At 60.5% G+C, this 14556-nt stretch carries 12 protein-coding genes; 1 reads left to right on the top strand and 11 read right to left on the bottom strand.

Features of this window, described 5'->3' with window-relative positions; genetic code table 11:
• Positions 1–51: 51 nt before the first annotated feature.
• From M8997_RS20010 to M8997_RS20025, 4 genes are all read right to left on the bottom strand, one after another.
• Entirely contained in the window at positions 52–1020 is a 969-nt protein-coding gene (locus tag M8997_RS20010) for an ABC transporter permease (protein ID WP_250019745.1), read from the bottom strand.
• On the bottom strand, positions 1017–2588 hold the full coding sequence (locus M8997_RS20015; RefSeq protein ID WP_250019743.1) for a sugar ABC transporter ATP-binding protein: 1572 nt from the start codon (positions 2586–2588) through the stop codon (positions 1017–1019). Before M8997_RS20015 ends, M8997_RS20010 begins: the two co-directional genes overlap by 4 nt.
• A gap of 103 nt (positions 2589–2691) precedes the next feature.
• A complete protein-coding gene (locus M8997_RS20020) occupies positions 2692–3684 on the bottom strand; it encodes an ABC transporter substrate-binding protein (RefSeq protein WP_250019741.1) in 993 nt (330 codons plus the stop codon).
• Positions 3685–3831: 147 nt separating this feature from the next.
• Entirely contained in the window at positions 3832–4818 is a 987-nt protein-coding gene (locus M8997_RS20025) for an aldo/keto reductase (RefSeq protein ID WP_250019740.1), read from the bottom strand.
• Between the two features lie 115 nt (positions 4819–4933).
• Here M8997_RS20025 and M8997_RS20030 point away from each other — a divergent pair, with 115 nt between their 5' ends.
• Positions 4934–5827, top strand: coding sequence for a GntR family transcriptional regulator (locus M8997_RS20030; RefSeq protein ID WP_250019739.1), 894 nt, complete (start codon positions 4934–4936; stop codon positions 5825–5827).
• Here the strand turns inward: M8997_RS20030 and M8997_RS20035 are convergent, their stop codons facing one another.
• From M8997_RS20035 to M8997_RS20065, 7 genes are all read right to left on the bottom strand, one after another.
• The gene (locus tag M8997_RS20035; RefSeq protein ID WP_250019738.1) at positions 5828–8131 is read right to left on the bottom strand and encodes a helix-hairpin-helix domain-containing protein; all 2304 of its coding nucleotides are present in this window, start codon (positions 8129–8131) and stop codon (positions 5828–5830) included.
• 77 nt (positions 8132–8208) lie between these two features.
• Entirely contained in the window at positions 8209–9348 is a 1140-nt protein-coding gene (locus M8997_RS20040) for a Gfo/Idh/MocA family protein (protein WP_250019737.1), read from the bottom strand.
• Between the two features lie 11 nt (positions 9349–9359).
• A complete protein-coding gene (locus tag M8997_RS20045; RefSeq protein WP_250019736.1) occupies positions 9360–10106 on the bottom strand; it encodes a sugar phosphate isomerase/epimerase in 747 nt (248 codons plus the stop codon).
• Between the two features lie 26 nt (positions 10107–10132).
• On the bottom strand, positions 10133–11230 hold the full coding sequence (locus tag M8997_RS20050; protein WP_305884381.1) for an ABC transporter ATP-binding protein: 1098 nt from the start codon (positions 11228–11230) through the stop codon (positions 10133–10135).
• Positions 11227–12126, bottom strand: a complete 900-nt coding sequence (locus tag M8997_RS20055) for a carbohydrate ABC transporter permease (RefSeq protein ID WP_250019734.1) — start codon at positions 12124–12126, stop codon at positions 11227–11229. The genes M8997_RS20050 and M8997_RS20055 overlap by 4 nt, the downstream gene beginning before the upstream one ends.
• Positions 12123–13025, bottom strand: a complete 903-nt coding sequence (locus M8997_RS20060; protein ID WP_250019733.1) for a carbohydrate ABC transporter permease — start codon at positions 13023–13025, stop codon at positions 12123–12125. Before M8997_RS20060 ends, M8997_RS20055 begins: the two co-directional genes overlap by 4 nt.
• Before the next feature lie 70 nt (positions 13026–13095).
• Complete coding sequence (locus tag M8997_RS20065; protein ID WP_250019732.1) at positions 13096–14340, bottom strand: ABC transporter substrate-binding protein; 1245 nt, start codon at positions 14338–14340, stop codon at positions 13096–13098.
• Positions 14341–14556: the final 216 nt, after the last annotated feature.

The following is a 14556-nucleotide window of genomic DNA, read 5'->3' on the forward strand; positions in this document are numbered from 1 at the left end:
ATAGGCGTGCTGCCGCGAGGTTCAACCTTGCCTACTTCAGATTCGGGGTCACTAGCCCTTGCGCCGCCGGAGCTGGTCGAAATAGACGATGACGATGATCAGGACGCCCGTTATCACCCGCTGCCAGAACGAATTCACGTTCAGGAGGTTCGCACCATTGTTGATGGTGGCGAGGATGAATGCGCCGAGAAGGGGTCCCTGCACCGATCCCACCGCGCCGAAGAGGCTCGTACCGCCAATCACCGAGGAAGCGATTGCCTGCAACTCCCAGCCCTCGGCCTGCGTCGGATTGCCGACGCCGATGCGCATGGCGAGGAGGATGCCGACGAAAGACGCACAGACGGCCGAGAGCGTATAGGCGAGATAGATCGTCCCTTTGACGTTCACGCCGGAAAGGCGGGAGGCTTCGGCATTGGAGCCCACGGAAAACAGGTAGCGGCCCCAGCGGCTGTGCTGCAGGAAGATATAGGCCGGAACACCGACGAGGATGACCATCCAGAAAAGGTTCGGCACACCGAGAAAATCGTTGCGCGAGAAGTCGGTGAAGGCGTCATTGTCGATCGAGATCGTCGCGCCATTCGTCAGCAGCAGCCCGACGCCGCGCAGCGAGGTCAGCGTGGCGAGCGTTATGATGAACGGCGGCAGCCCCATGCGGACGATGCCGAAGCCATGAAAGAGGCCGATGCCCACGCCGATCAGCAGGGTGATCGAAATAGCCGCCCATATCGGGAATCCCTGGGCCAGAAGCAGTGCCACCACGGTACTGGCAAAACCCGCTATGGCGCCGACGGAAAGGTCGATACCGCCCGTGATGATCACGAAAGTCTGCCCGACGGCGAGGATGGCGATCATCGCACCCTGCCGCAGCAGGTTGGCCATATTGTTGCTGGTCCAGAATGTCGTTGTCGACAGCCCCAGGATCAGCCAGAGCACAAGCAGCAACGCAAACAGCGTCAACCCGAACAGAATGTTGAATCGCTTCCTCGGCGAAATGGCGGCTTCGGTGTTTTCGATACTCATCGGTTCAAATCTCCAGAGGCGGCATTGGTGGAGGTAACTGGCGCCGAGCCGAGAGCCCGGCTCAGAATATCTTCGTGGCTCGCGCTGTTATGGGCATGGCTGGCAACGATTTCGCCCCGGCGGAATACATGGAGCGTATCGGCGAGTTCGTAGACCTCCGGCAGGTAGGAAGAGATGAGGATAATGCCGGCGCCCTGCGCAAGAAGCGCGGAAAAGAGGCGGTAGATCTCCGCTTTCGTCCCGACGTCGACACCCACGGTCGGCTCGTCGAAGATGAAGAGCTTGGCGCCGTGATTGAGCCATTTCCCGATAACGATCTTCTGCTGGTTGCCACCAGAGAGGCTGGCGGCGCTCGCCGATCGCCCGGCCGTCTTGATCCGAAGATCAGCGATCTGGCGGTCGGCGCGCGCCTTCTCCTCGCGCGAGGAAACAAGCCCGTTGCGGCTCAACTGCTTGTAGATCGGCAGGTTGAGATTGAGGCTGACCGGCAAGGACAGGCACAGGCCCTGGTCGCGCCGGCTTTCAGGGGCAAGGGCGATCCCGAGCTTGATCGCATCGCGCTCGCGGCGGATCGCCACTTCCTCGCCCTGCCAGAGGATGGAGCCTGACGTCTTCGGCTGGCGGCCGAACACTGCCGAGACGAATTCGCTCCGCCCGGCGCCGATCAGCCCGTAGAGGCCGACAATCTCGCCTTCGCGAACGCTGAGCGATATGTCCTGGAAACCCGGTCCCGACAAATTGCGCGTTTCGAGCACGGTTGCGCCGAAGCTGAAGCTATCCTTGTGATAAATCTGCTCGATGGAGCGGTTTATCATCAGGGATATCAGTTCGTTCTCGCTTGTTTCGCCGATGTTCCTCGTGCCGACAAGCGTCCCGTCCCTCAAAACCGAAACACGATCGGCAAGCTCGAAGACTTCCTCGAGGCGGTGGCTGATATAGATGATCGTGACGCCCTCGCGCTGCATGCGGCGGATCAGCGTGAAAAGCTGTGCAGCCTCCTTGCGGGTAAGATACGCCGTCGGCTCGTCGAATATCAGGAACCGCGCTCCGCGCGTTGCCGCGCGCGCCGTCGCAATCAATTGCTGCTGGCCGATCGTCAGGTCGCCGAGCAGGGCGTCGGCGGGCAGGTCGAAGCCGAGATCGTCGAGGATCTTCCGTGCTTCACGCACCATGCTGCGGTGACGCAGCAGCCCGAAGCGCTGGCGTTCCTCGCCGAGGAAAATATTGGCGGCGACGCTCAGATGCGGACACAGCACCACTTCCTGATGCACGGCATTGATGCCGTGGCGGATCGCCTCCAGCGGCGTCTTCAGACCCACAGGCTCGCCGCGCCAGTAGATATCGCCGGCCGTGCGCGGGACGACACCGGTAAGAAGCTTGATCAGCGTCGATTTTCCCGCGCCGTTCTCACCGACGATCGCGTGGATTTCCCCTGCTTCGAAGGCAAGGTCTGCCGGTTTCAGCGCATGGGTGCCGAAATATTGCTTTTCAAGCCCGCGCAGCTCGAGGATTGGCGCCGGTTGGACGCGGCCGGTGACAGAATGCGGTGCAGAATCTTGGCTTGTCATGACGCCTCGCCGGTTCTGAATGGTGGCCGGAGCGGTTCGAACCGAACCGTCCCGCGCCTTGCCAAAAGAATTGGGCGGCGGTGTGCGCCCGCCGCCCGTTCCGTTAATCCAGCTTGGGATTGAGGAGTTCCTGCGCCCTTGGCTCGTTCATATTGGCCTTGGTGATGAGGTTGGCGCCGGTATCGACATTCGCTTCCACCTTCTCGCCCTTGGAGGCGGCGAGCGCGGTCTTGATGCCGTCATAGCCCATCCGGAACGGGTCCTGCACGACGAGGGCATGGATGACGCCGTCACTGAGCAGCTTCACCAGCTTCTCATCGCTGTCGAACGCGATCAGCTTGATCTTGTCCTGGGCCTTGTTTTCAGCAATCGCCTGGCCCGCGCCTTGCCCCATGATCAGGTTGGAAGCGAAGATGCCTTTCAGGTTCGGATTGGCGGTTATCAGATCGGTGGTGATGTTGAGCCCGGTGGTCGCCTGGCCGTCGGCTACCTTGTCGGCCACGAGCTTGAGTCCGGGATATTTGGCTGCCAGTTGCTCCTTGAAGCCCTGCGCGCGCTGATCGAGCGATCCGACGCCCGGGAGCGCGGTGATCAATGCAACTTCGCCTTCCGCCTTGCCGAAGGCCTCCGTTATGGCCGCCGCCAGACCATCGGCGGCTACGCGGCCACCCTGGATATTGTCGGTGGTCAGGAAGGAGGTAAACGCCTTTGAATCGGCCGCTGAATCGATGCCGATGATCTTGACGGACTCGGCGGCGTCGTCGATCGGCTTGCCGAGGGCCTTGAACTCCGTCGGCGAAATCACGATTGCCGCCGGCGATCCCGAGACGGCGTTTTCCAGTATGGAGATCTGGCCGTTGATGTCGGATTCCGCCTGTGCTCCAAGCTCCGGCACCTTGATGCCCAGTTCCTTGCCCGCCTTGCGCGCGCCGGCCAGCACGATCTGCCAGTAGAAGGAGGTTGTATCCTTCACGATGATCGGGATCGTCACGTCCTGCGCCCTGGCGGGGACGCCGGCAAGGGTTGCGGCGACGAGAGCCGCGCCTGCCGTGGCGAGAATGGTTCTGCGGCGGATGGTTCTTCCGAATGAATTCATGGGTTGCGTTCCTCTCAAAGCGCCGGTTGATTTATTTACTGACCGGATCGAGAGGGCGCTGTTTCAATCCGATCTTTATCGATAAAAAACTATGCACGTCGAAGCTAATTTAAAACCCGCACCTTGGCAAGCGCGGTCGAATCCGGACTATCGGATCACATGCGCCTCGCTCTGTTCATAGACCGATTGCGGCACTTCGACCGACAAAAGCTCCATGTTGCGCTTGAGGCTGGCAGGCTTTGCCGTGCCGATCAGCACATTGGCGACGGCAGGCTGTTGCAATGGGAACTGCATGGCGGCGGCCGCGAGCGGCACGCCATTGCTGCGCGCGATCTCTTCGAGGGAACGCACCTTTTGCAGAACCTCCTCCGAGGCGGGACCATAATCGAAATGCGCGCCGGGAACCGGGCCTGTCGCCAATATGCCGGAATTGAACACGCCGCCGATGACAAGGGAAATCTGCCGCCTGTTGCACTCTTCCAGAAGCCCTCTCTCGGCAGACCGGTCGAGCAGGGAGTAGCGTCCGGCCAGAAGGATGCAGTCGATCTCGCTATGGGCAATGACGTCCATGCAGACTTCGACTTCGTTCACACCGAGACCATAGGCAGCGATCGCACCGGAAGATTTCAGTTCCGAGAGCGCCTTGATGCCGCTATCGAGAAGCTGCCGCTGATAGACGGCGTTCTTTTCCGCGCCGTGCGTATAGGCGCCGATATCGTGCACATATAATATGTCGATCCGGTTGAGACCCAGCCGCGCAAAGCTCATCTCGAACGAACGCATTATGCCGTCATAGCTGTAATCGTAATCCACGGTGAATGGCAGCGGATTGACATAGGAATAGTCGGGAACCTGATCCTCCGGCACCGGACGCAGAAGACGGCCAACCTTGGTCGAGAGGACATAGCTGTCTCGAGGCATGCTGCGAAGAAAGTCACCCGTGCGCCGTTCCGAGAGGCCAAACCCGTAGAACGGCGCCGTATCGAAGTAGCGCAGGCCCGAATCCCAGGCGGTCTGCAGCGTTTCCATCGCCGCTTCGCGGCTGCATTCGCGGTAAAGCCCGCCGATCGCCGCGCCGCCAAAGCCGAATTCGGTTACGGCGAGTGACGTTTTCCCTATCCTGCGGATGTTCAACGGAGCCCCTCCCAAGCGTTCTGTTGGCATGCACTGTCTTTTATCGACAAAAAACCTTTGCAGTCAATCATTGTTGCGCCTAAATGTGCTGAGGCGATCATGCCGGGTGAGCGCAATGTCGAAGCAGAACACGGTTTTCAAGCAAGGCTACAACAGGTGTCTGCGGCTCCTCGACATCGGCGATACCTTGCCTTCGGAAGCCGATCTCGGGGCAAGGCTCAGCGTCAGCCGCACCACCGTGCGCGCTATTCTCAAGGCCCTGGAGGAAGCCGGGCTCATCCAGATCGGCAAGAGCAAGACGGTCTTGCGTCGCCCGTCCAGCCAGGACTTCTTTCCGGAGATCGAGACAAGTTCGCTCTCGTCGATCATCGAACGCAGTTTCATGAAGCGCATCTTGGCCGGCGGAGCCCAGCCGGGAATGCAGATCAACGAGCTGGAACTTGCTCGCGAGATCGGCGTCGGCACGTCGAGCGTTCGCGAATTCCTTATCCGGTTCAGCCGTTTTGGACTGATCGAAAAGCGCCGCAACAGTCATTGGGTGCTGAAGGGCTTCACCGAGAGCTTCGCGCTCGAACTGTTCGACATTCGTGAAATCTTCGAGCTGCGCTCGGCCGTTGCATTCAGCAAGCTGGAAGCAGATCATCCGGCGCGCCTGGAACTCGATGAGCTCGACGCGGAACATCGCGCCCTGCTGAACGATGTCGACCGACGCTTTGGCGAGTTTTCGGAACTCGATGAACGGTTTCATCGCCTGATCCACTCCGCGTCGCGCAACCGCTTCGTCGATGATTTCTACGATATTATCGCGATCGTCTTCCACTACCATTACCAGTGGAACAAGATTGACGCCAAGCAGCGAAACGCCCGGGCCCTGGAAGAGCATCTCGACTACATAGAAGCGCTGCGCTCGCGCGATGCCGCGAAAGTGGACAGGGCCTGCCGTGCCCATCTCAGATCGGCGCGCGAAACCCTGCTTGCCTCGATTTCGCAAGCCGCGGAAGCGTCCTAGTCACTTCTTGCGCAAGGCATCGGCCAATGCAGCACCGAGAGCCCCTTGCGGCGCGCTTTGCGGCTTCTGCGGCTGCGGCTTCCTTTGCGGCTGCTCGTCCCTCGACGACCTGCGGACCGTATCGCCACCACCATCCTTGCGCATGGTAAGTCCGATGCGATTGCGCTTCACATCGACATCGACCACCCGGACCTTAACCACATCGCCGGCCTTGACGACCTCATGGGCGTCCTTGACGAAGCGGTCGGCAAGCTGGGACAGATGCACCAGCCCATCCTGATGCACGCCGATATCGACAAATGCGCCGAAGGCCGCGACGTTCGTCACCGTACCTTCGAGCTGCATTCCGGGCTTCAGATCCTTGATGTCGTCGACGCCCTCGGCAAAGGTTGCCGTGCGGAATTCGGGTCGCGGGTCGCGGCCGGGCTTTTCCAGCTCGGAAAGAATGTCCCTTATCGTCGGCAAGCCGAACTTTTCATCGACGAACAGCCTGGGATCGAGCGCTTTTAGCGCGGCCGGATCGCTCATCAGGGAGCGGACATCGCGACCGCAAGCATTGATGATCTTCTTGGTGACGCCATAGGCTTCCGGGTGGACGGCCGAGGCATCGAGCGGTTCGGCACCGCCGCGGATACGCAGGAAGCCCGCGCATTGTTCGAAGGCTCGCGGCCCGAGACGCGCCACCTTGAGCAGATCGCGCCGCGACTTGAATGGCCCGATTTCATCGCGGTAGGCGATGATGGCTTCGGCCAGCGCAGTGCCGAGGCCCGAAATGCGCGCGAGGAGCGACGCCGACGCCGTGTTGAGATCGACACCCACGCCGTTCACCGCATCCTCGACCACCGCATCGAGTGCGCGGGCGAGCCGATATTGGTCCACATCATGCTGGTATTGCCCGACGCCGATGGATTTCGGGTCGATCTTTACCAGTTCCGCAAGCGGATCCTGCAGGCGCCGCGCTATGGAGACGGCGCCGCGCAGCGAAACATCGAGCTTGGGGAACTCCGCGGCCGCGGCAGCCGAGGCGGAATAGACCGAAGCGCCGGCCTCGCTGACGATCACCTTGAGCGGACGGGGCAGAGGCATGTCGCCGAGCATGTCGGCAACGAGACGCTCCGTCTCCCTGCTGCCGGTGCCGTTGCCGATGGCAATCAACTCGACACCGTGTTTGCGGACGAGGCTTGCAATTTCTGACTGCGCGCCGCGAACGTCGTTGCGCGGCTGAAACGGGTAGACAGTCGCAGTGTCGAGCAGCTTGCCGGTTCCATCCACCACCGCCACCTTCACGCCGGTGCGAATGCCGGGATCAAGCCCCATCGTGGCGCGCGAGCCGGCGGGCGCCGCCAGCAACAGGTCCTTCAGGTTGCGGGCGAAAACATTGATGGCGTCCTCCTCCGCCCGTTCGCGCATCAGCGTCATGAGATCGACCGAGAGATTGAGCGAAAGCCGGATGCGCCAGGCCCAGCGAACCACGTCCATCAACCAGTTGTTGGCCGCGCCGTCACCGCCGATGCCATAGGCCGCCGCAACCATGCGCTCGACCGGCTTGACCGGGCTGGTGTCATCGGCATCGACGGTGATTTCGAGGCTGAGCACCTCTTCGTTCCGGCCGCGCAGCATGGCCAGCGCGCGGTGGCCTGGGACCGCTGCCCATCGCTCGGTGTGGTTGAAATAATCGGAGAATTTCGCACCGGCTTCCTGCTTGCCATCGATGACCCGCGCCTGCAGGACGGCGCGATCCTTCAGATAATTGCGCAAGCGGCCGACGAGATCGGCATTTTCCGCGAAGGTCTCGACCAATATATCCCTTGCACCGTCGAGTGCGGATTTGACGTCCGGCACCTCCGCATTGATGAAGCTCGCCGCAAGTTCGGCGGGATTGACGCTTCGGTCGGAAAGCACCGTCTCGGCCAAGGGGCCAAGCCCGCGTTCTCTCGCAATCTCGGCGCGGGTGCGGCGCTTCGGCCGATAGGGGAGGTAGATATCCTCCAGCTCGGCCTTCGTCGTGGCGGCGATGATCGCGGATTCCAGCTCGGGCGTGAGCTTTTCCTGGCCACGGATCGATTCCAGGATCGTGTCGCGCCGCGTATCGAGTTCCCGCAGATAGGACAGGCGGTCGTCGAGCGTCCGCAATTGCGTATCGTCCAGGCCGCCCGTCACTTCCTTGCGGTAACGGGCGACGAATGGAACCGTCGCGCCGCCATCCAGCAGTTCTATGGCGGCGGCGGCCTGTTCGGGACGCGCCTGGATCTCGGAAGCAATGAGCCGGGCGATACGGATCGTCTTGGAATTGTCAGCGGTCACGGGTTATTCCAGTATGGTGATCGGGGGGCGAACATAGTGCCCCCCGACCGCCACCGCAATCGCTTGGGAGCGATGGATTATACGGTTTTCAACAACGACCTTGCCTCTTTCACGCCCAGCGCCTCAGGCCGGGTGCAACTGGTCTCGATATCGACGAACTTCTTCTCTTCGCCGGAGCGCAGGATCGACACCATGACGTCGACGCCGTGCAGCGCACGGTCCAGCGAACAACGTATGTCCCGATCGCCAAGGATCGCCGAAGTCATGTCCGCCAGCCCGGCCGTACGATAATTGGCCATCATGCCGCTCGCGTGCTTCTGGTTGGGGATACCCAGAGGGTGTTGCCACGAGCGGGCGGGCTTGGGCTTCTTGCCCGGCTTGGCGAGCTTCACCTCTCCACCGAAGAAGTTCGGGTCCGGCAGGAAGAGCGAACCATCCGTGCCGTAAAGCTCCATGTTCGGATGATTATGCGCCCAGACGTCCCAGCTGGCGGAGAGCGTTACGGAGGCGCCGCTGTCGAATTCGAGCAGGGCCTGAATCGTCGTCGGCGTCGTGACCTTGATGATTTCGCCGGCACGCGGCGCGCTGGATATGGTGCGGGTAGGCGTCGCCATCGACGTCAGTGCCGCCACCCGGCGAACGGGGCCGATGAGATTGACGAGATTGGCGATGTAATAGGGTCCAAGATCGAGGATCGGACCGCCGCCCGGCCTGAAGAAGAAGTCTGGATTGGGGTGCCAATGCTCCATGCCGTGGCTCAGGACATGGGCCGTGCCCGAGGTTACGGTGCCGATGTTGCCATCGTCGATCAGCTTGCGCGCCAATTGATGTGCGCCGCCAAGAAACGTGTCGGGCGCGCATCCTGCCTTGAGATTCTTCGAATCCGCGAGCTTTTTCAACGCCAGACCATCCGCCAGTGAAAGGGTCAGCGGCTTTTCCGAATAAAGATGCTTCCCCGCCGACAATATCTGCTTCGAAACGTCGAAATGAGCGTCCGGGATGGTGAGATTGACGACCAGATCAATATCATCGCTGGCGAGCAGCTTGTCGATGCTGCGCGCCTCGATCCTGTATTCCGCGGCCCGCGCCGTGGCGGCGGCATCGTTGATGTCCGCGATCGCCCGCACCTCGATGCCCTTGAAGAGCGGCGCCAGCCTGAGATAGGAGGCCGATATGCTGCCGGCGCCGATTATTCCGATACCCAATGTTCTAGCCATCATATTGCTTCCTAGATTGCCTTCAGCGTCGCGATTGAGCGGCTCGCGAACTGCTCGTCATCCGCGGGATTGTCGTGCTCGAGCACGAAATAGCGCACCGGCGTCTTCTCCAGCGCCGCCAGCAGGGCCTTCCAGTCGACAGTGCCATGCCCGACATCGGCCCAACCGTCCTGATCCTGATTTTCGCCGCTGGCGGCGATATCCTTGACGTGGACCGAACTGAGACGATTGCCGTCTGTCTCGATCCACTTGAAGGGATCGCCGCCACCGCGGATGATCCAGGCGATATCGGCTTCCCAGGAAATGCTCGGCGCCGCATCGAGGATCAATCGTTGCGGGATGGAACCATCGGGCAGAGCCACGAATTCGAAGTCGTGATTGTGCCAGCCGAAAATATAGCCCGCCTTGGCATAGACGGCATGGGCTGCTTCCAGCCTGCGGCCGAATTCCGACCAGCCGGCAGCATCCGTCGGGCGTAGTTCCAGTGCCAGATGGGGGCAGTAGATTGCTTTCATGCCGAGTTCACCGGCGATATCCAGCACCTTGGCGGGTTCGTTCTCCAGCATGTCGATGCCGAAATGCCCTGTCGGGGCGGTCAAGCCATTCGCATCGAGTCCCTGTTTCAGCGCTTTCACGTCGCCATAGAGGCCACCATAGGGCTCGACCTGGCTGTATCCATGCTGTTTGAGCATGGCGAGGGTCTGCTCGAGCGGCGGAAACTTGCGTGAACTATAGAGCTGGTAGGAATAGTCGGTCATTTCATTCTCCAATGATAGCTGGGAGGCTAGATGCGATTTTCGGTATTGGCGTCGAAAACGGACGCCATTGCCGGATTGAAGGTGAGCCAGACATTGTCGCCGGGCTTGAAACGTCTTCCGGCCTCGGTGCGGACCGAGGCTGGCTTGCCGGCTATTTTCAGCCAGATCAGGCTGTCGGAACCCATCGGCTCCTCGATATCGACGCTGGCGGCGCAGGATCGGTCGGCCGGGCCGGGAGTATCATTGATGCTCACATGCTCCGGGCGGAAGCCGAAGATCACCTCTGCGCCGTCCGTGAGCGGTTCTTGCGATTCGTAACCATCGAGCGAGACGACGAAATCGCCGGAGCGGAACGCGGGCGCCGCGCCCTGCGTGACGATCTCGCCCTTGAGGAAATTCATGGCGGGCGATCCGATGAAGCTGGCGACGAAGAGATTGCGCGGCTTGTTATAAATGGTCAGCGGCTCGTCCAGCTGCTGGATCAGCCCGCCCTTCATCACCGCGATCCGATCGGCGAGAGTCAGCGCTTCGATCTGGTCATGCGTCACATAGATCATCGTGTTCGCCAGCTTGTGGTGGAGCCGCTTGATCTCCACGCGCAATTCCGAGCGAAGCTTGGCATCGAGGTTCGACAGCGGTTCGTCGAACAGGAACACGTCCACGTCGCGCACCAGCGCCCGGCCGATGGCGACGCGCTGGCGCTGCCCCCCCGAAAGTTCGCCGGGCTTGCGCTGCAGCAAGGGGCCGATCTGCAATATTTCGGCCGCTGCGGCGACGCGCTTGGCGATCTCCTCCTTCGGCAGCCCCGCCACGCGCAGGCCGAACGACAGGTTCTTCTCGACCGTCATCTGCGGGTAGAGCGCATAGGACTGAAAGACCATGCCGATGCCGCGATCCTTCGGCTCGTCCCAGGTAACGTTCTTCCCCTTGATGACGATCTGCCCTTCGGACACATCGAGCAGGCCGGCGATGCAGTTCAGCAAGGTGGACTTTCCGCAACCCGACGGGCCGAGCAGGACGAGGAACTCGCCATCGGCAATATCCAGATTGAGGTCCTTGAGCACGTCCACCGAGCCGAAGCTGACTGCGAGATCCTTTATTGAAACACTGTGCACGGGCATCATCCTTTTACCGCGCCAGCGGCAATGCCCCTGACGAAATACTTGCCGGAGAAGAAGTAGACGAGGAGGGGCACGGCGCCCGTGAGAATGGTGGCAGCCATGTTGACGTTGTATTCCTTTACGCCTTGGGTGGAGTTGACGATGTTGTTGAGCTGCACGGTCATCGGGAAGTTCTTGGTGCCGGCGAAGATCACGCCGAAAAGAAAGTCGTTCCAGATGCCCGTGACCTGCAGGATCACCGCCACGACGAAGATCGGCACCGACATGGGCAGCATGATCTGCAGGAAAATGCGCCAGAAACCAGCGCCATCGACGCGCGCCGCCTTGAACAATTCGGGCGGAAGCGAGACGAAGTAATTGCGGAACAGAAGCGTCAGGATCGGCATGCCGAATATGGTATGGATGACGATCACACCGGTAAGGGTGCCGAATATGCCGAGTTCGCGCGTAATGATCACCAGCGGATACAGCATCACCTGATAGGGGATGAATGCCCCGAATATCAGCGCGGTGAAGAAGAACTCCGAACCCTTGAAGCGCCAGTTCGAGAGGGCGTAGCCGTTCACCGAGGCGACGATGATCGATATGATCACGCTCGGGATCAATATCTTCATCGAGTTGAAGAACCCGACCTTGATGCCCTCGCAGCTCAGGCCGGTGCAGGCGCTGTTCCAGGCAGTCACCCACGGCTGAAACGTGACCTCCACGGGCGGCGAGAAGATGTTGCCGAGCCGGATTTCCGGCATGCCCTTGATGGACGTCATGATCATCACATAGAGCGGAACGAGGTAATAGATCGCAGCCACGATGAGTATGCCGTAGATCATGATCGAGGCCGGCGACAGAAAGCGCTTCGGCTTGCGCCCGCGCGGCTCGCCGATTGATGGACGCGTGCTCATTTCGCACCTCCCTTCCTGTTGGTAGGTCGAAATTCCATCAGTGCCCAGGGGACCAGAATGATGAGGACGGTCGTCAGCATGATGGTCGAAGCCGCAAGGCCTTGCCCGAGATTGCCGCGCGAGAACATGAGGTCGTAGACATATTTGGCCGGCACTTCCGAGGCGATGCCGGGACCGCCATTGGTCATGGCGACGACGAGATCGTAGATCTTGACGATCGCCGCGGCGATAATGACGAGGGTCGTCACGAACACCGGCCGCATCATGGGAATGATGATGAAAACATAGGTTTTCCAGGCCGGTATGCCATCGACCCTGGCGGCTTTCCAGATTTCGTCATCGACGGTCCTGAGCCCGGCCAGCATCAGCGCCATGACCAGTCCCGTTCCCTGCCACAGGCCGGCGATGACGATGGCGTAGATCGTATATCGGCTGTTGGTCAGCAACGAGAACTCGAAGGTCTCGAAACCGAGGTCGCGCACGACCTTCTGGATGCCGAAAGTCGGCGCCAGGATCCACTGCCAGGCGAGCCCGGTAACGATGAAGGACAGGGCGTGGGGATAGAGAAAGATCGTCCTGAACGTATTCTCGAAACGGATCTTCTGATCCATCAGCGCCGCCAGGATGAAGCCGATGACCAGCGAGAAAACCAGCGACAAGACGCCGTAGATGGCGAGATTCTTCAACGCCACGTTCCAGCGCGTCGTGCGGAACAGCCGCTCATACTGGTCGAAACCGACGAAATCCAGCACGGGCAGTGACCTCGACGACGTGAATGAATAGACCACCGTCCACAGGGTGCAGCCGACGAACACGACGAGCACCGTGGCGATCATGGGAACGGCGGCGACTTTGGCATTGAAGTTTCGCAGCGGGGCGAAGGGCCGTTTATTGGGCATGGAAGCTCCATCGGACTGAGCCGTTGCCGCCCGCTCGGACGGCAACAAGGGTCAAGTGGGAAAGGGCTGCCTATTGCGCCTCGGTGATGATCTCGACGAAGCGAGCCTGAGCATCGTCGACGCTCATATTCTTGTCCGCAAAGAACTCCGTCGAGAGATCCTCGATCTGGCCCTGAGTGTCGGACGAAAACGCCTGCTCATAGGCCGGCAGGACGTTGTTGCTGTCGGCAAGAATCTTGATGCCTTTCTGCATGCAGGCATTGGCGGTATTCAAGTCGATATCGCCACGGATCGGCAACGAACCTTTTGCGAGGTTGAACGAGACTTGCGTCTCCTTTGAAACGAGCATGCTCGCGAGCTTCAGCTGCGCTTTCGTCACTTCCGGATTGTCGCTCTTCGGGAAATAGAAGGCATCGCCGCCCGTATCCAACATCGGATAGACGCCGAGGCCGGGCAGGCAGTCATAATCGGTGCCGGCGACCTTGCCGGCCGTGCCGAACTCGCTCTGCGCCCAGTCGCCCATGACCTGGGCACCGGCCTTGCCTGTCAATACCAGCGACGTCGCCTCGTTCCACTGCCGTCCGACATAGCCCGGATCGGCAAGCTCACGCGCCTCGGCAAAAGCCTGCAAAACAGCCTTCATCTCCGGGCCGGCCGCCGCTTCGGCATCCTTTTTCTCGGCGATCTTCAGGTAAAGCTCCTTGCCACCGATCGCGGCAAGCAGCACCCGGAAAATGCCATCGACCTGCCAGGCGTCACCCGTTGCCAATGGAATGACGCCTTTCTCCTTCAGCTTGGGTGCCGCGGCCACCAAATCCTTCCAGTTTGCCGGCGGGTTGACCCCCGCATCCTTGAATACCGACGGATTGGTCCACATCCATTGCCACGAGTGGATATTGACGGGAACGCAATAGATCTTGCCTTCATATTTGCAGGCATCGAGAAGCTTGGAGGGGCGGATGAAATCCGCCCAGCCTTCCTTGGCCGCGAGCTCCGACAAATCCGTCATCAGGCCGGCCTTGACCAGGTCCTCGGCATCGCGCCCGGTATTGAGCTGCGTCGCACCCATCGGATTGCCGCCAAGGATACGGCTGACGATGATGGGGCGCGCCGTGGTGCCCGATCCGGCAATGGCGCCGTCCACCCATTTATCGCCACCGAGCTTGTCGTAGGATTCAGCCAGAACCTTGGCCGCGGCCGCCTCGCCGCCAGAAGTCCACCAATGGGTCACTTCAAGATCGACCGCACCGGCGCTGCCGGCTGAAAACAGAACCGACGACGCAAACAAGGCGGCAAAACCAGTATGAAAACGCATCCTATCCTCCCAAACCTGAAACGTTACAGGTAGCCTAGAGCAAACTTTCCTGTGAGGCAATCACCAGAGCGATATTTTTTGGGAAACGAAGGATACGTCTAAAATCACTCTATAAAAACAATGCGTAAGGTTGCTGAACCGAGCATGTCTGGCTAAACTGGCTTATCGTGGCTCACGACCTTACAGCTTGCGAAGCTTCAAATACATCGCTAGGTT

Origin of the sequence: Phyllobacterium sp. 21LDTY02-6, from assembly GCF_023554255.2 — a bacterium.
Taxonomy (GTDB): Bacteria; Pseudomonadota; Alphaproteobacteria; order Rhizobiales; family Rhizobiaceae; genus Phyllobacterium.

Excerpts from the sequence above, each read along its gene's own strand:
- M8997_RS20010 (WP_250019745.1), bottom strand. The coding sequence starts at position 1,020 with ATGAGTATCGAAAACACCGAAGCCGCCATTTCGCCGAGGAAGCGATTC.
- M8997_RS20015 (WP_250019743.1), bottom strand. The coding sequence starts at position 2,588 with ATGACAAGCCAAGATTCTGCACCGCATTCTGTCACCGGCCGCGTCCAA.
- M8997_RS20020 (WP_250019741.1), bottom strand. The coding sequence starts at position 3,684 with ATGAATTCATTCGGAAGAACCATCCGCCGCAGAACCATTCTCGCCACG.
- M8997_RS20030 (WP_250019739.1), top strand. The coding sequence starts at position 4,934 with ATGTCGAAGCAGAACACGGTTTTCAAGCAAGGCTACAACAGGTGTCTG.
- M8997_RS20040 (WP_250019737.1), bottom strand. The coding sequence starts at position 9,348 with ATGGCTAGAACATTGGGTATCGGAATAATCGGCGCCGGCAGCATATCG.
- M8997_RS20045 (WP_250019736.1), bottom strand. The coding sequence starts at position 10,106 with ATGACCGACTATTCCTACCAGCTCTATAGTTCACGCAAGTTTCCGCCG.
- M8997_RS20050 (WP_305884381.1), bottom strand. The coding sequence starts at position 11,230 with ATGATGCCCGTGCACAGTGTTTCAATAAAGGATCTCGCAGTCAGCTTC.
- M8997_RS20055 (WP_250019734.1), bottom strand. The coding sequence starts at position 12,126 with ATGAGCACGCGTCCATCAATCGGCGAGCCGCGCGGGCGCAAGCCGAAG.
- M8997_RS20060 (WP_250019733.1), bottom strand. The coding sequence starts at position 13,025 with ATGCCCAATAAACGGCCCTTCGCCCCGCTGCGAAACTTCAATGCCAAA.
- M8997_RS20065 (WP_250019732.1), bottom strand. The coding sequence starts at position 14,340 with ATGCGTTTTCATACTGGTTTTGCCGCCTTGTTTGCGTCGTCGGTTCTG.